Genomic DNA, 20,023 nt, shown 5'->3' with positions numbered 1-20,023 from the left:
GCCTCGGGGTCGAAGGAGCTTCAGGTCACCTTTTTCGGGTCACCGAGCCCACGTGCCGCTTACGGAGCGGTCCGCAGGGTGGTGTCGCCGTAGTATTTCCGGGTCGCCATGTAGCTGTTGTAGGGACCCTGGTAGCCGCGGGACGCCGCCTTCTTCAGGTTCACGTCGGTCATGACCGCGACGAACTTGGAGTGGTCGATCGGACCGAGGTCGGCGACCGCCTGCAGGTCGCTGGCCGTGGTGTGGCCCCAGCGGCTGACGAACAGCACCTTGGAGGCGGCGCCGCAGACGATGCGGGCATCCGACACGGCCAGCGCCGGGGCGGTGTCGAACACCACCAGGTCGAAGTGCGGCGACAGGCCGGCCATCAGGTGGATCAGGCCGTCGACGTTGAAGCGGTCCAGCGTCTCCGGCATCAGGCGGCCGGCCGGGATCATGGCGTAGGGCGCCTGGTCGCTGCTGTGCACGATCTCGTCCAGGGTGGCGGTGCCGGCGATCCAGTCCGACAGGCCCTTCTTGGCCGACAGGTTGAACAGGCCGTCGATGCGCGAGCGGCGGAAGTCGGTGTCGACCACCACCACCCGGCGGCCGGCCTGGGCCGCGACCTGGGCGACGGCGAGGCTCATCGAGGTCTTGCCGTCCTGCGGGCGGGCCGAGGTGACGGCGATGGAGCCGACCGGACCCAGATCCGACAGATGGTTGCGGAACAGGGCGCGCATCGATTCCGAGAACAGCGAGAAGGGGTGGTTCTGGAAGATCTGGTCCAGGCGGCCACGGGTGCCGCGGGTGGAGTGGTGCGGGACGATGTGGACCGTGCCGACGCCCAGGATGCGGCGGACGGCGTCCGGGGTGCGGATGCGGCGCTGGAACAGCTCGATGCCGAAGACGATGAAGATGGCGACGGCGAGCGAGGCGACGAAGCCGGCCAGCAGCAGGAGCATGCGGAACGGACCCGACGGCTCATGCGGGACCTGCGGCGCCGACACCAGCTTGACGGCGGTCGGGAAGGCGCGGTTGTCCTGCTGGGCCTGCACCTCTTCCAGACGGCCGAGCAGGCTGTCCAGCAGCTGGCGCTTGGCCTGGGCCTCGGCCTCCAGCGTGCGCAGCGGCACCGCTTCCACGGCCATGGTCTGATAGCCGGATTCCAGCTTGGCGATCATGCTCTTCAGGGCGTTTTCCTGCTCGATGGCGACGTTGGCCGCCTCGCGGACGCCGGCGATCTCGTGGCGCACCTCCTGCTGCAGCGACGAGTTGGCCTCGTTCAGGCGGGCCTGCAGTTCCTGGATGCGCGGGTGCTTCGGACCGTACTGGCGCGACAGCTGTGCCAGCTCGGTGGAGATGGAGGCGACGGTGGCGCGCAGCTGGGCCACGACCGGGGAGGCGAGGCTGCCGCCGTTGCCGGAGCTGCGCTCCAGCGTCTGGGCCTGGGCGACGGCGCGGGCGCGCAGCGCCGCGGCCTCGGCAAGGCGCAAGCGGGCCTGTTCAAGCTCGGTGGTGGCCATCAGGCCGTTGGTGCCGTTCTTGACCAGGCCGGCCTTGAAGCGGACGGCATCGACCTTGGTGTCGGCCTCCGCCACTTCCCGGCGCAGGGTGGCGATGCGGTCTTCCAGCCAGGCGACGGCGCTGGTGGACAGGTCGCGGTCCATCTGCTGGCGGGTTTCCATGTAGCGGCGGACGACGGTGTCCACCACCTTCTGGGCGATCTCCGGTTCGCGGGCGGTGTAGCGGACCTGGATCACGCGCGACCGGCCGACGACGCCGACTTCCAGGTTGCGGCGGACGCGGTCGAGGACGCCGTCGATGCTGTCGGCGGCGCGCGTCTCGCGCAGCTGGGTGTCCTTGGTCATGTCGTCGCCGTGGGCCAGCACGGCCTGGACGACGCCCGGCAGCTCGGGGCCGAACACGGCATGGGCCTGTTCGCGCGTCCAGGCGGTGGCGCGCTCGACGAAAGGCTTCGTCTCGTCGGCCTGGACCGGCGGGTTGAACTCCTGGTTCGTCGCCAGCTTCAGGTCGGCGACGGCCTGGCTCAGCACGGCGGTGGACTTCAGGATTTCGATCTCGCTGAGGATCGCGCCGTCTTCCGGCGTGATGGCGTTCAGCGCCTGGTCTTCCGCCCGGACGACCCGGACCTGACGGTTGTCGACCAGCAGAAGGGCTTCGGAGGTGTACTTGTCCTTCATCAGCGAGACGGCGAAGGCCGACAGGGCCGTCAGCGCCAGCACGATGACGACGATCAGCGTCTTGTGCGCCGCCAGCACCCGCAGGATGAACCGGAAGTCGGGGCCCATGGCCGGAGCGGGGCCGTCGAACTCGCGCGGCATGTGGTGGCCGACCTGGGTGGGCCACGCCGGAGCCGGCGGGCCACCATGGCCTCCGTTATTGATCTGGGGAAGATTTTCCACGTCTCAAAGCTCCTTCTGGATGGGCGACCGCCGGATCGGCGACGGAGGGATCCGGGGTTGATCGGGCGCTGCGGCGCCCGTTTCGCGGGTGCGGAGGGATGCGGCACGACGAAGGCGAAGGGTGCACCAGGCGAAGCCGAAGGCACCGATGCAGTAGCGGCGGAACAGACGGCGCGGTTCCTGCGCCAGCCGGAAGGCCCATTCCATGCCGGAACGCTGGACCGCTTCCGGGGCGCGCTTGAAGCGGCCGGCCAGGAAATCGACGATGGCGCCGCCGTTGACGATCAGCACCGGGTGGTCCAGCGCGCGCTTCAGCTCCGCCGCGACCTGTTCCTGCTTGGGCATGCCCATGGCGAGCAGGATCACGTCGGGACGGGTGGCCCGCGCCTGGGCGATGTAATGCTCCACCGGGTGGAAACCGTGCTGCAGGTCGGCGTAGCGGTGCGGCGTGGCCTCCTCCAGCACGACGCGGGCGCGGTCCAGCCAAGGGGTGGCGGTGCCGTAGATCGCGACGGTGCGGGGGGTGAGCGATTTCAGCAGCAGCGGGATGAAATCGGTGCCGTTCATGTTCAGTCCGGCCGGCATGCCCAGCACCGGCAGGACCGCCTGCAGCCCGATCCCGTCGCGCAGCAGCACGTCCGAGGCGGCGAACGCGGCCAATGCCTCGTCCGACCCCATGCAGACGTTCAGCCCGTGCGCGTTCAGGAAGGACAGCACCGTCGGACGGTCCACCGCGCCCAGCCGATCGACCAGGGCCCGGCGCTCGCCGTCGTTCGAAATGCACCGCATGCGCTCGATCAGTTCCAGGACCTCACGAGGATTCGGCATGCGCATCTCCCAGAAAATTAATCAGAGCAAAGCGTTGATCGTTTCGCGCCGGATCTTGTTGTCGATCCGGCCAACCGGTTTGCCGGTGAGCGGCGGCTAACCCGTTGGGGGCGGACCACCAAACCTGCGTGGCTCTATGTGGCCGGTGCTCCCCCCTTTTCGCACGGGCGAGATCGGCGAAACGGCGACGGATTCGAATTAGCCCGGGCTTGCTCCCTTCGGGGGATTCGGCTTGCCGAATCGGCCGGTCCGACCCATAAAGAGAGACCCCGGCCATAAAGAGAGACCCTGGCGCTCTATGGCTGTTGTTGGAGGGCGCCTCTGCCCCGGCCTGCCGGACAGGCCGCCCGGCCGATGTGGCCGGGTGAAGCGCTTGCATGACCAGGGCAAATCCAAGAAAAGACGATCATGACCGACGACACTTCCGACAACGCCCGCTCGGGCCGTACTCCCGGCACTGCCGACGAATTCGACCGCCGTGTCGCCCTGCGCGCGGTGGCCGCCGTGGTGCGCGGCGACGGGATCGAGGTGGACTCCGACAGCACCCCCGCGCGCTGGTCGGTCGCGGTCAACCACGTCGTCCAAATCCCCGGCACCGACCGGAAGCTGAAGCTGCGCTTCAAGGTGGCGCTCGGTCCCTTGCCGGACATCGAGGCCGACCTGTGGGGCCTGCTGACCACCGACGAGGGGGTCGGCCGGCCGCAGGCCAAGGCGCTGGGCAAGCGGGTGAAGGGCGCCTGCCTGTCCTCCCCCGCCATCGCCAAGGCAAGGGACCGGGTCGACGGCTGGTTCGCGTCGATGGAGCAGCGGGCGTCCGGCTTCGGCGAATCCTGGCGGCCGAAGGGCTTCGCCGACGAGCTAGGCCGCGTCGTCGGCTTCGGCGGCCGGATCCCGCGCCTGCAGACCCTGCTCGACGCGATGGAGGAGGCATTCTCCACCGCAGCATCCCGCGCCGGCCTGAAGGTTCGGCGGGAGCGGCTGGAGGACGCGTCCGGCATGGGCGTCTATCTGGACAGCTTCACCACCGCCCGCGCGATGATCCGCAAGCTGCGGCTTTATGTCGGCCCGACCAATTCGGGCAAGACCCACGCGGCGATGGACCGGCTGGCCGAGGCGGAGAGCGGCTGCTATCTGGCGCCCCTGCGCCTGCTGGCGCTGGAAGGGCAGGAGGCGCTGGAGACGCGCGGCCGGCCCTGTAGCCTCGTCACCGGCGAGGAGCGCGACGTGCGTCCGGGTGCCGCCTTCACCTCCTCCACCATCGAGATGGTGAACACCAGCAAGGTGTGGGGCGCCTGTGTCATCGATGAAATCCAGATGATCGGCGATCCCGACCGAGGCTGGGCCTGGACCCAGGCGGTGGCCGGCGTGGCGGCGCCGGAAATCCTGATGACCGGCTCCGCCGACGCCATCCCCTACGTCAAGCGTCTGGCCGACGCGATGGGCGAGGAGCTGGAGGTCGTCGAATTCACCCGAAAGTCGCCGCTGCGCGTCCAGGAAGAGCGGGTGAAGCTGGAGGAGGTGAAGTCCGGCGACGCGCTGATCGCCTTCTCGCGCAAGGACGTCATGGCGCTCCGCCACGACTTGCTGGGCCGCAACCACAATGTCGCGGTGATCTACGGCGCCCTGTCGCCGGAGGTCCGCCGGGCCGAGGCGCGCCGCTTCCGCGAGGGCACCGCCGACGTGCTGGTGGCGACCGACGCCATCGGCATGGGGCTGAACCTGCCGGTCGCCCGCGTCGTGCTGTCCACCACCCGCAAATATGACGGGCGGGAGGAGCGCGAGCTGACCGCGTCGGAGATCCGCCAGATCGGCGGCCGCGCCGGCCGGTTCGGCATGCATGAGGAAGGCCGCGTCGCCGTGCTTGACGGCGAGAACATCAACCCGGTGCGCCGGGCGCTGACCTCGCCGCCGGTGCCGCCGGAAGACCCGCGCTCGTGGATTTCGCCCAACCTCAGCCATGTCGAGGCCATCGCGCAGGAACTGGACACCGACAGCCTCGCCAAGGTGTTGCGCACCGCGGGTCAGGAGCTGCTGCGCGCCAACCAGACCTTCCGCATGACCGACCTGGAGCAGCGCATCCAGGCGGCCGCCGCGGTGGACCGCGCCAAGCTGCCGCTGGCGCAGCGCGACATGCTGGCCCGCTGCCCGATCGACACGCGCGACCAGAACAACCTGCGCCTTCTCGGCGGCTGGGCGGTCAACCAGGGCAGGGGCATCCCCAACGCCGCGCCCGACGCGGCCGAGCGGTTCCGCCACAGCGTCGGCACCGACGTGGAACTGGAGAAGGCCGAGCGCGCGGTGAAGGAGCTGACCGCCTACGCCTGGCTGGCCTACCGCTTCCCCGACGCCTATCCCGAGATGGATTTGTGCCAGGAGCGCCGGGCGCATCTGAACGCCTTCATCGAGCGGACGCTCGCCGAGCGCTCGCTCGCCCGCGCCTGCCCGGTCTGCGGCACGCGGCTGAAGGCCAACCACCGGTTCCGCGTCTGCGACAACTGCTACAGCAGCCGCGTCGAGGAACGCCGCGGCGGCCATCGCGGCGGGCCGGCGCGCGGCAACGGCGAGAAGGCACCGGGTCACCAGCACCATTTCCACCACCCGGTGGCGAAGGAGGGGGGCCGCGATGCCGGGCGGGGTGGTCCCCGCACCGGTCGTGGCGGTCCCAAGCGACGAAGCGGAGTCCCCTCTCCCCCCCGGGGAGAGGGTTAGGGTGAGGGGGGCGCGCGGCGGCCCTCCATCAAGAATCCATCCTGTGCATCCCCCTCACCCCGACCCTCTCCCCGGGGGGAGAGGGGGATTACGCCGCCGCGCTGCTATCCCGACCCGTCTCGTGCTTAGGCCAAGTGATCTCCTCCACCGCTCCGTTTTCGCCCAGGAAGTAGCGGCGCAGCGGCGTCAGGTCGGCGCCCAGTTCGTAAACCAGGGGGCGGCTGGTGGGGATCTCGAACAACGGGATGTCGTGGTCGGCGACGTTGTCCAGATGCTTGACCAGCCCGCGCAGGCTGTTGCCGTGCGCCGATACCAGGACGCGGGCGCCCAGCCGCAGCGCCGGGCTGATCGCCTCGGTCCAGAAGGGAACGACGCGGGCAGTGGTGTCCTTCAGGCTTTCGCCGCGCGGCAGGTTCGACCGCGCTAGTCCGGCATAGCGGCGGTCGGTGACGGCGGAGCGCGGATCGTCCGGCTCGATCGGCGGCGGCGGGATGTCCCAGCTGCGCCGCCACTGGAACACCTGCTCCGCCCCGTGGCGTTCGGCCGTCTCCGCTTTGTTCAATCCCTGCAACGCGCCGTAATGCCGTTCGTTCAGGCGCCAGTGCTTGTGCACGGGCAGCCACAGCCGGTCCATGTCGCGCAGGACGAGGTGCAGCGTCTCGATGGCGCGGCTCAGCACCGAGGTGAAGGCGACGTCGACATCGATGCCGGCGCCCTTCAGCAGTTCGGCCGCCTGACGGGTTTCGGCGATGCCGCGGTCGGTCAGCCCGACGTCGGTCCATCCGGTGAAACGGTCTTCCGCATTCCAGACGCTCTGGCCATGGCGCAGCAGGATCAGTCGGTGCATGGCGGGTCTCCCTTGCTTCGGCAGGCAGTTCGGCAGGCATGTCGGGCGGCGTGCCGCGGCCGGACGCATCCGGTTTGAAACGGGGCCGCAACACGCGGGTTCCCGCGGCGGATCGCCGCAGCGGTTCGGCTTGGGGTGGCCGGAACGGGGTCCGTTTCAGTCCGATTTCATGATTGCTTCCGGAGACACCAATTATGTCAGCCGCGAAATCATGGCGACATACTCGGACAATAATCGTGCGGTAGCGTCTGTGCTGTCGAAATTGCCGGCCCAGCCGGCCCCTGCGGAAGGAAAAGGGACGATGGCGGAACCGGATGCCGGAACGCAGCTCTCCTCGTGCCGCACAGCGGGCCTGCGGGGCGCGCCCACGCTTTCCGATTATCGCACCAGCAACCTGACAACCTTGCGTACCGAGGCCACGATGCTGCATCATCATGACGTCATCTCCAGAGCTGTGTCGACCGACCGAGAGATCACTCTGGAGGCGCTTCGTGTGTTCACTTATCTGAGCCGGAGGCTCCATTTCGATCGCTCCGTTCCGGTGCTCCAGTCCGAACTGGCTGATGCGCTGGGCATGCAGCGGCCCAATGTGAACCGGGCCATCAAGCTGCTGGAAACCAAGCAGATCCTTCTGCGGGAATCCAAACTGGGGCGCGCGATCACGTTCCGGCTGAATCCGGGACTGGAGGGCGGCCGGGCCTGAGTGTTTGGTCAGGGATGGAATGATCGTCGAGACCCGTGAACTGTTCTTCACAAATTCCGCCCTGAAGAAAGCCATCGCCTGGTACCAGAAGGCCCCCAACCAGACGGACCTGCCTCTGGGCGTCGTCACTTCGGTGGCGCCCAAGCCCGACGGCGGACTGTCGGTACAAATCCAGCAGAGCGGCGCCTCCAAGTCGCGGGAGGTCGTCTTCACGCCCAGCAAGACGCTGGCGCTGCTTCTGCTGTTCTGCCGCCGCCAGAAGGTTCCCATTCCCCGCGACGCCGGGAAGGAGCTCGAGGCGGCCGACGACGGACTGATCCTGATCGTGCGCGGCGAAACCGCCACAAGCGCCCCGCCGCCCTGAGCCGCAGTCCTACTGAACCGTGATCGTTCCGGTTCACCTTCTCCCAACCGGACATGGCCTGTCCCTGTCGGAAGCCGCCGCGCATCTTGCGCGTGCGGCTTTTTTTGCCTTCCCTCGCAGCACCTTCTGGGGCTTTCCCAAAGGTAAAGCTGGACCGACGGTGCATTCACTCAATGGATGCATCGGTTATGATGATGGTCATAGTCGCCAAGGTGGATCGCACTGCATTTCTTCGTGTGATATTGTTCCCTGGTCCGGTAGAGCTAAGCTATTGTTCCGAAAGCATTCGACCAATGGGTGACGCTCTGCCGGCTTGGCTGTCGAACATTCGAGAGAACGTAAGCTTCACCTTGTCGGGATCGGTTTTCTTCAGCTGAACCTTTGATTGTTGATCCAGATCGGATCGCAGCCTGCCCACGCCATTGTCGAGGACCGCTCCCTGATGACTTTTCCGCACCCGAAGCCGTTGCTGCCGAGGCAGCGCCGGCAGGCTCCGCCGGTCCTGCCGGCGCCGGCCTGACCGGGTCGGGTCATCACATCGAATGTCCGACCTCCGCATGCCATCTCCCGAGGGTGCCGCCGACAGTCAGCGGCGCTCTTCCACGCTTCTACGCCGGATCGCCTCTTCCCCCCGTGCGCTGCTGACCGTTCTGTGCACGACGCTGGCGCTGCTGGGAACCGCTTCCTGGGCCACCGTGACGGTGCTCGATTACCAGGATACGCTTGAGCGGTCCGAACGGGACGCGCGCCAGGCCGCGGTCCTGTTCGACAGCCATGCGCGCGGCGTGCTGGAATCGAGCGTCAATCTGCTGGAGCGCGTCGCCGGCCGCATGGATGGCCGCGGCATTGCGGCCTGGGCCGAGCGCAGCCTTGCCGAAGCGATGGCGGTCGAACGATTCGGCCGCATGACCCTGATCGGCGCCGATGGGTCGGTGCAGTTCGGCCACTCCGTCGCCTTCGCGGAGCCCGAGACCGCCGACGGCCTGTCCCTGCTGGTCCGTCCCTTGCCCCCGGATGAGGAGCATGCGATCCAGTCGGCGGCCGGTCACATGGCCGGCCAGCCCTCCATTCTCCTTGCCCGCCGCATCCACGGCGTGACGGGCGCTCTCGACGGCGCGCTGCTGGTCGCGGTGCCGGTGTCGGCCCTGACTCCCGTGCTGAACGCCTTCGCCGACGACACCCAGCGCGTGGTCGGGCTGTACCGTCCGGACGGCGTGCGGCTCGCCGGCGAGTCTGCCGGGTCGCTCGGCATATTGCCCCGGCTGGAGCCGGGGGCGGAGCGGGTGGAGGCGGAGTGGACGGTCGGTGGGGAGCGGTCGGTCCTCGGCCTGAAGCGGATGACGCGCCTGCCGGTCCTGTCGGCGGTGGCGATCCCGCGGCCGGCCGTGCTGGCTCCGTGGTATACCCGGTTGAAACGGGGACTGGTGGTCATCGTCGCCGGTGTCGCGGCGCTTGCCGGACTGTCCCTGCTGGGGGTGGCCAGCCTGCGGCGCGAGGCCGCCGCCCGCCATGCGCTGACCGAGGCGAACGCCCAGTTGGAACTGGCGAACGTTCAGCTCGAGCAGCGCGTGGAGGAGCGCACGGCCGCCCTCAGCTCCGCCAATCTGAAGTTGAGCCGGGCGCTGGAGGAGAAGGAGCGGGCGAACCAGGCCAAGGGCCGCTTCCTGTCCGCCGCCAATCACGATTTACGACAGCCTTTCCAGGCGTTACGGCTGTTTCATCACATTCTGATGGAACGCCTGGCCGACCCCCGCGACCGCGGAATCGCCGAGAAGATGGGCGAGGCGCTGGATGCCGGGGAAAAGCTGCTGCATGCCTTGCTGGAAGTGGCGACGCTCGATGCCGGCGTGGTGCGGCCGCAGCTGGCCGACGTGCCGGTCTCTGCCGTGCTCGAGGATCTGGCGAACGAGTTCCGCGGGATGGCGGCGGAAAAGGGGTTGGTGCTGCGCGCGATCCCGGCGCGGATGGTGATCCGCACCGACCGGACGCTGCTGACCCGCATGCTGGGCGATCTGGTGCGCAACGCCATCCGCTTCACCGACGCCGGGCGCGTCACCATCGGTTGCCGGCATCGGGGGCGCTGGCTGCGCATCGAGGTGTGGGACACCGGCCCCGGCATTCCGGCCGAACAGCTGGACAACATCTTCGAGGACTTCGTGCAGCTCGGCAATCCCGAGCGCGACCGTCGGCAGGGGCTCGGCCTCGGCCTTGCAAAGGTGCGGCGCAAGGCGGCGCTGCTGGGCCATGCGGTGGAGGTGCGGTCGCTTCCCGGCCGCGGTTCCGTCTTTGCCGTCAATGCGCCGGTGGTGGGAACCGAGCGGCTGCAGGCGCAGGTGATGGTTCAGGAAGCCGCCCCGGCCGAAACCGGCGACCGGCTGATCCTGGTGGTGGAGGATGATCCGGTCCAGCGCGACGCCGTGCGCCTGCTGCTGGAAAGCTGGGGGCACCGCGTGATCGAAGCGGTCGACGGCGAGGCGGCGCTATCCCTGTTCGCGGGAAGTGCCGGGGAGGTGCCCGAAATGCCGAACCCGGACATGATCGTCAGCGACTTCCGCCTTCCCGGCCGGTACACCGGCGTCCAGACGGTGACGAAAGTCGGCGAGCGGCTGGGCCGTGCCGTTCCGGGCCTGATCCTGACCGGCGATACCGCGCCGGAGCGCATCCGCGACGCGGTGGCGACCGGCTGCCGCCTGCTGCACAAGCCGGTGACGCCGGACGATCTGCGGGACGCCATCGCCGCAATCCTGTCCGAACGGCCGGCCGGCCGGCCGGCCGACGGCGGCGAACAGACGCTGGAAGACCAGTCGGTGGCCTGAATTAACCCTTTCTGAAGCCGGACGCTGCCAAACTGGTGCCGGAAAGGGAGTTCATGGGGCCATGGTGCAGAATCGCACTCTCAAGCGTCTCGACCAGACGCAACTCGATCAGGCAGTGCGGCGGCACGAGATGTTCCGCAATGCCCGGGTAGGCGGTGCGCGCGCCAACCTGTCCTTCTGCGATCTGTCCGGGCTCGATCTGTCGGGCCGCGACCTTGCCCATGCGGATTTCGTCGGGGCCGGCCTGCGCGGCGCCAACCTGGCGGGGGCGCGGCTGGACTGCGCCTCCTTCTTCGTCGCCGATCTGCGGCAGGCGAATTTCGACGGCGCCAGCCTGATCAAGGCCGACCTGCGCGGCGCCTGTCTGCGCGGCGCCATCCTGGTCGGCGCCAACCTGTTCGAGGCGGATCTGCGCGACGGTTCCCTGGCCGAGAAGGACCGGTCCGGCCATCTGCACATGGTGCAGATCGACACCAGCCCGGCGGAAGCCGATGGCGCGGACCTGTCCGGCGCCAACCTGACCAACGCCCGGATGTCGGGGATCATGGCGATCCACACCGATTTTTCCGACGCGGTGATGCGCGGCTGCAAGCTGGTGCGGGCCACCATGCGCGGCGCCAATTTCACCGGTTCCAACATGGAGGGCGCCGACCTGTCCGGCGCCGACCTGCGCGGCGCCTGCCTGCGCGGGGCCGTGCTGACCGGCGCCACCATGGTGATGACCGACCTGACCGATGCCGACATGGAGGAAGCGCTCACGGACAAGCCCGTCGGCCGCGTGGTGGCGGAACTCGGGCGGTCACTGGAGGATCTGCTGGCCGACCACATGGCATGGGTGGGGTCGAGCGGGGCACAGGGAGCGATGCTTGACCTGTCGGGCTTCGACCTGCGTCATGCGCCGTCGCTGGCCCACCTGTGCCTGACCATGCTGCGGGCGCAGGGGGCGACGCTCTACGGCCTGGACCTGTCGGGCGTTCAATTGCAGGCGGCGGTGTTGGACAAGGCGGACATGCGCGGCGCCAGCCTTGCCGACGGCGACCTGCGTGGCATCAGCCTGCGGCATGCGAAGCTGAACAACGCCAACCTGCGCAACGTCAACCTTCGGCCTCTGGTGTTCGACGAGCAGCGCTCCCGCCCCGCCGACCTGTCGGGGGCCAAGCTGCGCTACGCCGACCTCAGCGGCGCCTGCCTGCGTTCGGTCAACTTGGGCAACGCCGATCTGTCCTTCGCCAACCTGCGCGGCTGCGACCTCGCCCGCACGGATCTTACCGGCGCCAAGCTGTTCGGCGCCAAGCTGGAGCGCCGATCGCTGGCCGAGGGGGCGATCCTGGATGGGGTTGCCGGTCTGAAGCTGTAGGCGGCTTGCGCGGCATCAGGCCGTCGCGCGCGTCACCTTCCGGGCCAGCCGGCGCAGTTCCAGCGCGGCGCGGTCGGCGACGCGCTGCGCCTCCACCAGAATGCCGGTGAGATCCCCGACTTCAGGAGCGATCTCCCCTGCCGCATCGGACATCGCGTCCAACTCCGCCGCCGCCTTCTCGATCAGTCCGGTCACCACGCCGGCAGGGCCGGCGGCGCTGTCGAAACCAGCCATGGGAACATCCATTATAAAATTGTGGTCTTTGGCGAGTGTGTCGCATTCCTGCTTGCGGCGCAACGTCTTCTGCTGCGCCGCACAATGAGAGGGGTGCTCTCGCGTTCCGGCAAGGCCCGCTTGCATGGCCGCGGGCGGCGGCAGTACACACGGGAGGGCTGAGGAGGTGCGGGCGCTGTTGCGCGCCGAACGCGCCGGCACGAATTAACCTTCCTTCACGTTTTCATGGAAGACTGATCCAGTACGCCCCGTATCCCGTTGGAAAGCCGACCCTTGCCGAACACTGGCTCCGCCCATCCCCCCAAGGCCGATCCTTCAATGGCCCGGCCCCCCATGTCCATCGCCGGCCGGCCGATCGGGCGGGGTCATCCGCCCTATCTGATCGCGGAGATGTCGGGCAACCACAACGGCGACCTGGGCCGGGCCCTGGCGCTGGTGGAGGCCGCGAAGGAGGCGGGGGCCGATGCGGTCAAGCTGCAGACCTACACGGCCGACACCATCACCATCGCCCATGACGGTCCCGGTTTCCGGCTGGAGGGCGGGTTGTGGGACGGACGCACCCTGCACGACCTCTACCGCGAGGCGCACACCCCGTGGGAGTGGCATGCCCCGCTGTTCGAGCGGGCGCGGGCGCTGGGGCTGACCATCTTCAGCTCCCCCTTCGACGAGACCGCCGTCGAACTGCTGGAGGAACTGGACGCGCCCGCTTTCAAGATCGCGTCCTTCGAGCTGATCGATCTGCCGCTGATCCGCCGCGCCGCGCGGTCGGGCAAACCGCTGATCATGTCCACCGGCCTCGCCACGCTTGGCGAGATCGAGGAGGCGGTGACGGCCGCCGGCGACGTGCCGCTGGCCCTGCTGCATTGTGTCAGCGGCTATCCCACGCCGCCGGAGGACTGCAATCTCTGGACGATCCCGCATCTGGCGGAATGTTTCGGCGGCATCACCGCCGGCCTGTCGGACCACAGCCAGGGCATCGCCGTGCCGGTCGCCGCCGCCGTGATGGGCGCCTCGGTGATCGAAAAGCACTTCACCCTGTCGCGCGCCGACGGCGGTGTAGACAGCGCCTTTTCCCTGGAGCCGGCGGAATTCAAGGCGATGGCCGAGGCCGTCCGTACGGCGACCGCCGCCATGGGCCGGGTCGACTACACGGTGAAGCCCAGCGAGGCCGGTGGGCGCGACTATCGCCGCTCGCTCTATGTCGTCGCCGACGTCGAGGCGGGGGAGCCGCTGACCGCCGCCAATGTCCGCTCCATCCGGCCCGGCTTCGGCATGGCGCCGAAACACCTGCCCGACGTGCTGGGCCGGTGTGCTGCCCGCCGCTTGCGCCGGGGGGAGCCGCTGGGCTGGGACATGCTGGCGCCGCGAGGAGAGGATCCGCATGGATAAGCCGCGCGTCGTCGCGATATCGCAGGCCCGCATGACCTCCACCCGCCTGCCGGGGAAGGTGCTGATGCCGGCCGCCGGCCGGCCGCTGCTGGCCCACCATCTGGACCGGTTGTCCCGGACGCCCGGCCTGGATGCCGTGGTGCTGGCGACGACGGTGAACGCCACCGACGACCCGGTGGCGGAGTGCGCCGAGAGCCTGGGCGTCGCGGTCTTCCGGGGCGACGAGCAGGATGTGCTGGGCCGATTCGCCGGTGCGGCGGCTCTGGCGCGGGCGGATCAGGTGGTGCGGGTCACCGCCGACTGCCCGCTGATCGATCCGGTGCTGGTCGGCCGCCTCATCGCCGCCTTCCGCGACGATCCGTCGCTGGACTATCTGTCGATCGACAGCACCCGGTATCCGCGCGGACTGGATGCGGAGGTCTTCCCGCGCCGCCTGCTGGACGAGGCGGCAGCCAACGCCACCGATCCGGCCGAGCGGGAGCATGTCACCCCCTATATCTACCGCCGTCCGGAGCGTTTCCGCCTGGGGACCGCACTGGTGCCGGTCGAGCCGGTCGAGCCGCCCGACCAGCGCTGGTGCGTCGACGAGCCCGCCGACTATGAGCTGGTCCGCCGCATTCTCGAGGCTCTGCTGCCCTCCAATCCCGCCTTCGGCTGGCAGGATTGTTGCAAACTGCTTCGCGACCACCCCGATTGGATGGACATCAACCGTGCGGTCCGGCAAAAGACGCTGCACTGACGAGACACGCCCGTCCGGAAGAAGGGGCTGCCCAACCGGAACCCACCACCGGAACCCACCACCGGAACCCACCGATCCGGCTACACTAGGCCCATCAAGGAGATCAGCTTATGGATCGCAAAGACTTCCTGCTCGCTCTTGACGAGATGCTTGAACTGGATCCCGGCACGCTGACCGGCGACGAGGCCCTGGAATCACTGGAGGCCTGGGATTCGCTGGCCGTCATCAGCTTCATCGCGCTGGTCGACGAGAAGACCGGCGTGGTGGTGGAAGGCGAGAAGCTGGCCAAGGCCAAGACGGTCGCCGATCTGCTGGCCCTGGCGGGTGCCCCGGTCGCGGCCTGACCGGTGCCTGTTTCCAAGCCCGTTTCGGAAGGCAGCCGCCTGCGCGCCGGTGTCGCCACCGTCGCCGGCGGTCCGGCGGCCTACCTGTCGGTCGGCAGCGGCGGCGTGCCCGTCCTGCTTCTGCACGGCTTCGGCGGCGACCGGTTGACTTGGCAGTTCAACTTGTCGGCCCTGTCGTCCCGGCGGCGTGCGGTTGCGGTGGACCTGCCGGGCCATGGCGGTTCCACCCCCGACGTGGGCAGCGGCCGGGTTTCCGACTTCGCCCCTTGGCTGGTCGAATTCCTCGATGCGCTGGAACTGGCGCGCGTGCACGTGATCGGCCATTCGATGGGCGGTTACGTGGGGCGCGAGCTTGCCCTCCTGGCGCCGGACCGGGTGGCGAGCCTCACCCTGCTGGCCAGCGCCGGACTGGGTACACCCTTCGACCTCGGCTTCCTCAGGCGGGCCATCGCGCCGGCCGATGTGGAGGAGGGGCGGGCCTGCGCGGCGCGCCTGTTCGCCGGCCCGTCGCCGCTGATTCCGCGCTTCGGCGAGGTGCTGTACGCGCAGGGTGCCGACCCGGTCCGCCGGGCAGGGCTGGAACGGATCATTGACGTCTCCTTCGCCGCCCACGCCGACGGTGGCGGCCCGCCGGTGGACTGGAGCGCCTACCCGATGCCGATCCAAGTCCTGTGGGGCCGCGCCGACGGGATCATCCCGCTGCCGCCCGCCGACCGGCTGCCGCCGGGCGCCCCGTTCAGGGTCTTCGACACCGCCGGACACCTGCCGCACATCGAAGCCGCCAGTCCGGTGACCGCCGCGATCCGGGCCTTCCTCGACGGCTGCGACGATGCCCCCAGCCAGAGCTGAGCTTCCATGACCCACCATCCCGCCGCCAACCATCCTGCCGCCAGCCCCATCTTCGCCCTGATCGCCGAGGAACTCGGCCGCATCGCCGCCGACAAGGGGGAGGTGCTGCCGCCGCTGACCGCCGACAGCCGGTTCCTCGATGGCGGCCTTCCCATCGACTCCCTCGACCTTGCGACGCTGCTGGTGGTGCTGGAGCAGCGGACCGGCCAGGATCCCTTCCGCGAAGGCTTCCGCCAGTTCACCACGGTCGGAGAACTGGTGGCTCTCTACGCCGTCCCGGCATGACCGGGCGCCGCCCCGCCTGGATCCATCCCGCCTTCCGCCTGATCGAGGGGGAAGAGCGGTTCGGCTGGCCGGAGCTTGCCGGGCTGGCGGTGCCGGCGGGCGGCGTGGTGCAGGCCGACCGGCCGTCGCGCGTGCTGGCGGCCCTGGCCGCCGCCGAGGAGGCGGGCCGGGGGCTGCTGCTGGCCCGCGGTGCCGCTGATCCGGACGGCTGGCAGCAGGGGCAGGGGTTCTCCGTCACGCTGGAAAGCTCAGGCACCACCGGGACGCCCAAGCGCCTGTGCCACGACTTCGACCGTCTGCGCGGCCGACTGCGCGGCGTGGCGGAGGAGGGCGCGCGCTGGTTGCTGACCTATGATCCGGGCGCCTTCGCCGGCCTGCAGGTGGTGCTGACCGCGGCTGCGGCCGGGGCGTCGCTGATCGCCGTGCCTCCCCGAGCGTCCAGCGGCATCACCGGCTTGGCGGAGGCGGCGCGGCGCCATGCCGTGACCCATGTCAGCGGTACGCCGAGCTTCTGGCGCGCCTTCTTGATGGCGCTGGGCGATGCCGAATTGCCGCTCCGGGCGGTGACGCTGGGCGGGGAGGCGGCGGACCAGCCGCTGCTCGACCGGTTGGCGGAGCGCTTTCCCGGCGCGCGCCTGCGCCATATCTACGCCTCGACCGAGGCGGGGGCGCTGTTCGCCGTCGCCGATGGCCGCGCCGGCTTCCCGGCGGCTTGGTTGGAGGAGGCTCCGGACGGGCTTGCCCTGCGCATCGCGGATGGCGTGCTGGAGGTGCGCAGCCCGCGTGCGGCACCGGGCATCGCCAATGCGGAAGGCTGGCTGTCCACCGGCGATCTGGTGGAACGGCAGGACGGCCGCGTGCTGTTCGCCGGCCGGCTCGATGGGCTGGTCAATGTCGGCGGGGTGAAGGTCTCGCCCGAAGCGGTGGAGCGCCGGCTGCTGGCTGTCGGCGGGGTGGCCGATGCCGCCGTGTCGGCGGTGCCGAGCCCGATCACCGGCCATCTCCTGACCGCCACCATCGTGCCGGCGCCGGGTGTCGACGGGGAGGCCCTGCGTGCCGCCTTGCGCGCGGCGACCGCCGACCTGCCGCCGGCCGCGCGCCCGCGCGCCCTGACCTTCGCCGACCATATCCCGCTGAGTGCGGCGGGCAAGAAAAGCCGAAAGGGAGCCGCATGACCGCGCCCGCAGCCGCAGCCGCATTTATGGAACCGAAGCGTCACGTCATCGTCACCGGGGGCAGCCGCGGCCTCGGCCTTGCGCTGGTGGAGGCGCTGCTGGCCGACGGCTACCGGGTTTCCACCTGCAGCCGGTCGTCCTCCGAAGCGTTGGAGCGGCTGGCCGGCCCCGACCTGTTCTGGCGGTCCTGCCGCATCGGCGAGGGCGACGAGGTGCGCGCCTTCTTCGACGCCACCGTCGCCTGGGGCGGCGCTTCGCCGCTGTGGGGGCTGGTCAACAATGCCGGGATCGCGCGCGAAGGCGTGCTGGCGACCTTCCCGGAGGTGGATGCCGAGGCGGTGATCCAGACCAACCTGACCGGAGCGCTCCAGGCCGCCCGCGCCTTCCTGCGCGCCAAGCTGGTGGAGCGCGGCGCCGGTGCGAAGGGTGGACGGATCGTCAACGTCTCCTCCATCATCGGGCAGCGCGGCTATGTCGGGCTGGCGGCCTATTCGGCGTCGAAGGCGGGTCTCGACGGCCTGACGCGGGCGCTGGCGCGCGAGGTCGGACGGCGGGCGATCACCGTCAATTCGGTGGCGCCGGGCTATCTCGACACCGAAATGTCGGGCACCCTGTCGGACGGGCAGCGCGACCAGATCGTGCGCCGCACGCCGCTCGGCCGGCTCGGCACCGCGGCGGACGTGGTGCCGCTGGTCCGGTTCCTGCTGGGCGACGGCGGCGGTTTCATCACGGGACAGACCCTTACGGTGGACGGCGGCATCACCTGCTGAGGCGTGGCCGGTTCAGGCCGTGGGTGACAGCCGCAAGTGACAGGGGAGAGGCGGAGATGGTCGCCAGCCGGATCGACGGAGTGTGCGTGCGCGGCATCGTCGGCTGCGTGCCGGAAGGGCGCGAGACGGTCGACGACCTCGCCCGCCGCTTCGGCGAGGACGCGGCGCGCCGGATCGCCGCCGCCACCGGCATCGAGGAACGGCGGATCGCCGCCCCCGGCCAATGCACCAGCGATCTTGCCGAAGCCGCGGCGCGCCGTCTGCTCGACGGGCTGGGCTGGGAGCCCGGCAGCATCGATCTGCTGGTTCTGGTGACCCAGACCCACGATCACATGCTTCCCGGCACCGCATCGCTCCTGCATCGGCGGCTGGGGCTGCGGAAGGGGGCCGCCGTGCTGGACCTCACCCATGGCTGTTCCGGCTTCGTCTATGGGCTGTGGACCGTGGCGGGGCTGCTGAAGGCCGCCGGGCGGCGGGCGCTTCTGCTGGTCGGCGATACCACGTCCCGTCTGGTCGATCCGGACGACCGTGCGGTTGCGCCGCTGTTCGGCGACGGCGCCGCCGCGACCGCTCTGGAGTTGGACGGCACCGCGGCGCCGATGGCGTTCGACCTCGGCAGCGACGGTGCCGGCGCTCCCTACCTGACGGCGGAGGGCGGGGCGATGCGCCGTCCCGACCGGCCGGCGCGCCTGTTCATGGACGGAACCCAGGTCTTCGCCTTCACCCTGCGCGAAGTGCCCGGCAGCTTGCGGGCTGCGCTCGATACCGCCGGCTGGACGATGGAGGCGGTCGACCACCTCGTCCTGCATCAGGCCAACGCGCAGATGATCCGCCATCTCGGCCAAAAGCTCGGGGTGCCGGCCGACCGAACCGTGGTGGCGTTGCGGGATGTCGGCAACACCAGTTCCGCCTCCATCCCACTGGCGATCGCCGGCGCGCTGGCGACGCAGCTTGCGGCGGGGACGTGCCGGCTGCTGCTGTCGGGCTTTGGCGTCGGCTGGTCCTGGGGCAGTGCCGCAATCGCCGTCGGGCCGCTCGCGATGTGCGAAACGGTTGTCCTGCCCGGCAGGAAATACCCGGCAGAATCTGCCGCCCCGGCAAGCCCTGCCGCCTGACCGGCAGATTCTGCCGGGAGGTCGGCAAATTTTGCCGGGTGCTTTTCTGCCTACCGGTACGGATTACCAAGGAACCCCGGCAAATTTGAACTGGCCCGCTTCTTGCCTACCCCTTTGGCAGGGGGAATTAGTCCCCTTCCGGCAATCGGCGCCTCCAAAGAGGGGTGCCGCCGGACTTTGATCCTCCAAAAGGAGTGGCTACCATGGCTGGCAACGTTACCCTCTCCGCTTCCATGCGGACCAACCTGCTGCAGCTGCAGAGCACGCAGGAACAGATCAACAAGAAGCAGAACATCCTGTCGACGGGCAACAAGGTCAACACCGCCCTCGACGGCCCGACCGCCTTCTTCTCGGCCAAGGGCCTGAACCAGCGCGCCGGCGACCTGACGTCGCTGAAGGACGCGATGGGCCAGTCGATCAGCACCATCCAGGCCGCCGACAAGGGCCTGAGCTCGATCGACTCCATGGTGGACCAGGCCAAGGGCCTGACCACCGCGGCCTACGCCGCACTGGGTAACGACGCCGCCTCCGTGGCCACCCGCAAGTCGCTGGCCGCCCAGTTCAACACGCTGCGCGGGCAGATCGACAAGCTGGCCGCCGACAGCGGTTACGGCGGCAAGAACCTGATCGCCGGCAACGGCATGAGCATGGACAGCACCAGCGAGTCCCGTGCCGCCGTCAACACCATCACCGGCGTCGACAACGCCCGCGTCACCAACGTCCAGCGGGCCGATACCTATTCGATCCGCATCCAGGGCGACGGCTCGATCGAGGGCAAGACCGCCGACATCGGCAAGGCCGAGAACGCCCATGGCCTGACCGGCCTGAAGCTGTCGGGCACGATGTCCAGCACGTCGGGCAGCTTCTCCGGCGTCCAGATCGAAGTCCGCGGCGCCAACGGCCGCACCCGCGACTTCATCGTGTCGGACGGCAACGAAAGCCGCACGATCTCCTACTTCGACAACACCCAGACGATGACGACCAACCTGGCGACGCCCGCCACGGCTGGCAACCCGCAGACATCGGGTGTGAACGTCAAGGGCACCGTCGAAGAAGGCGACATCTTCAGCATCACGGTCGAAGGCCAGACCTTCAGC

Annotated in this window: 18 protein-coding genes; 14 read left to right on the top strand and 4 right to left on the bottom strand. The window is 69.4% G+C overall.

What is annotated here, in order from left to right; all coding sequences use genetic code 11:
- Positions 1–59 precede the first annotated feature (59 nt).
- Together VD964_RS23970 and VD964_RS23965 are read right to left on the bottom strand one after the other, a co-directional pair.
- Positions 60–2,402 (bottom strand): polysaccharide biosynthesis tyrosine autokinase, encoded by a 2,343-nt coding sequence (locus VD964_RS23970; RefSeq protein ID WP_324871007.1) that lies wholly within the window; start codon positions 2,400–2,402, stop codon positions 60–62.
- A gap of 3 nt (positions 2,403–2,405) precedes the next feature.
- Positions 2,406–3,230, bottom strand: coding sequence for a WecB/TagA/CpsF family glycosyltransferase (locus VD964_RS23965; RefSeq protein ID WP_324871006.1), 825 nt, complete (start codon positions 3,228–3,230; stop codon positions 2,406–2,408).
- Between the two features lie 408 nt (positions 3,231–3,638).
- Here VD964_RS23965 and VD964_RS23960 point away from each other — a divergent pair, with 408 nt between their 5' ends.
- Positions 3,639–5,939 carry a helicase-related protein gene (locus tag VD964_RS23960; RefSeq protein ID WP_324871005.1) on the top strand — a complete coding sequence of 767 codons (2,301 nt, stop codon included), beginning with the start codon at positions 3,639–3,641 and terminating at the stop codon, positions 5,937–5,939.
- Between the two features lie 88 nt (positions 5,940–6,027).
- Here VD964_RS23960 and gpmA read toward each other — a convergent pair whose 3' ends face one another.
- Positions 6,028–6,786, bottom strand: coding sequence for a 2,3-diphosphoglycerate-dependent phosphoglycerate mutase (gene gpmA / locus VD964_RS23955; protein WP_324871004.1), 759 nt, complete (start codon positions 6,784–6,786; stop codon positions 6,028–6,030).
- Between gpmA and VD964_RS23950 the strand changes: the two genes are divergently transcribed.
- The 4 genes from VD964_RS23950 (at position 6,785) to VD964_RS23935 (ending at position 12,026) form a co-directional block, all read left to right on the top strand.
- On the top strand, positions 6,785–7,489 hold the full coding sequence (locus VD964_RS23950) for a helix-turn-helix domain-containing protein (RefSeq protein WP_324871003.1): 705 nt from the start codon (positions 6,785–6,787) through the stop codon (positions 7,487–7,489). The genes gpmA and VD964_RS23950 overlap by 2 nt on opposite strands.
- 19 nt (positions 7,490–7,508) lie before the next feature.
- Complete coding sequence (locus tag VD964_RS23945; RefSeq protein ID WP_324871002.1) at positions 7,509–7,853, top strand: hypothetical protein; 345 nt, start codon at positions 7,509–7,511, stop codon at positions 7,851–7,853.
- Positions 7,854–8,395: 542 nt separating this feature from the next.
- Positions 8,396–10,669 carry a hybrid sensor histidine kinase/response regulator gene (locus VD964_RS23940; RefSeq protein ID WP_324871001.1) on the top strand — a complete coding sequence of 758 codons (2,274 nt, stop codon included), beginning with the start codon at positions 8,396–8,398 and terminating at the stop codon, positions 10,667–10,669.
- A gap of 61 nt (positions 10,670–10,730) precedes the next feature.
- Positions 10,731–12,026 (top strand): pentapeptide repeat-containing protein, encoded by a 1,296-nt coding sequence (locus tag VD964_RS23935; protein WP_324871000.1) that lies wholly within the window; start codon positions 10,731–10,733, stop codon positions 12,024–12,026.
- Between the two features lie 15 nt (positions 12,027–12,041).
- Here VD964_RS23935 and VD964_RS23930 read toward each other — a convergent pair whose 3' ends face one another.
- The gene (locus tag VD964_RS23930) at positions 12,042–12,260 is read right to left on the bottom strand and encodes a hypothetical protein (RefSeq protein WP_324870999.1); all 219 of its coding nucleotides are present in this window, start codon (positions 12,258–12,260) and stop codon (positions 12,042–12,044) included.
- 333 nt (positions 12,261–12,593) lie between these two features.
- Between VD964_RS23930 and pseI the strand changes: the two genes are divergently transcribed.
- The 9 genes from pseI to VD964_RS23885 form a co-directional block, all read left to right on the top strand.
- Positions 12,594–13,649, top strand: a complete 1,056-nt coding sequence (pseI, locus tag VD964_RS23925) for a pseudaminic acid synthase (protein ID WP_324871023.1) — start codon at positions 12,594–12,596, stop codon at positions 13,647–13,649.
- The gene (locus tag VD964_RS23920) at positions 13,642–14,388 is read left to right on the top strand and encodes a glycosyltransferase family protein (protein ID WP_324870998.1); all 747 of its coding nucleotides are present in this window, start codon (positions 13,642–13,644) and stop codon (positions 14,386–14,388) included. Before pseI ends, VD964_RS23920 begins: the two co-directional genes overlap by 8 nt.
- A 110-nt stretch (positions 14,389–14,498) precedes the next feature.
- Positions 14,499–14,732 carry an acyl carrier protein gene (locus tag VD964_RS23915; protein ID WP_149228899.1) on the top strand — a complete coding sequence of 78 codons (234 nt, stop codon included), beginning with the start codon at positions 14,499–14,501 and terminating at the stop codon, positions 14,730–14,732.
- Positions 14,733–14,735: 3 nt separating this feature from the next.
- On the top strand, positions 14,736–15,581 hold the full coding sequence (locus VD964_RS23910; RefSeq protein ID WP_324870997.1) for an alpha/beta fold hydrolase: 846 nt from the start codon (positions 14,736–14,738) through the stop codon (positions 15,579–15,581).
- A gap of 6 nt (positions 15,582–15,587) precedes the next feature.
- On the top strand, positions 15,588–15,866 hold the full coding sequence (locus VD964_RS23905) for an acyl carrier protein (protein WP_324870996.1): 279 nt from the start codon (positions 15,588–15,590) through the stop codon (positions 15,864–15,866).
- A complete protein-coding gene (locus VD964_RS23900) occupies positions 15,863–17,041 on the top strand; it encodes an AMP-binding protein (protein ID WP_324870995.1) in 1,179 nt (392 codons plus the stop codon). Before VD964_RS23905 ends, VD964_RS23900 begins: the two co-directional genes overlap by 4 nt.
- On the top strand, positions 17,038–17,811 hold the full coding sequence (locus tag VD964_RS23895) for an SDR family NAD(P)-dependent oxidoreductase (RefSeq protein WP_324870994.1): 774 nt from the start codon (positions 17,038–17,040) through the stop codon (positions 17,809–17,811). Before VD964_RS23900 ends, VD964_RS23895 begins: the two co-directional genes overlap by 4 nt.
- A 56-nt stretch (positions 17,812–17,867) precedes the next feature.
- A complete protein-coding gene (locus VD964_RS23890; RefSeq protein ID WP_324870993.1) occupies positions 17,868–18,926 on the top strand; it encodes a ketoacyl-ACP synthase III in 1,059 nt (352 codons plus the stop codon).
- A 203-nt stretch (positions 18,927–19,129) separates the two neighbouring features.
- Positions 19,130–20,023, top strand: an 894-nt coding sequence (locus VD964_RS23885; protein WP_414637253.1) for a flagellin, incomplete at its 3' end; no start/stop codon positions are given.

This window comes from Azospirillum sp. (genome assembly GCF_035628975.1).
In the GTDB taxonomy this organism is placed as follows: Bacteria; Pseudomonadota; Alphaproteobacteria; order Azospirillales; family Azospirillaceae; genus Azospirillum.
This window is presented reverse-complemented; position numbering and strand designations above follow the sequence as displayed.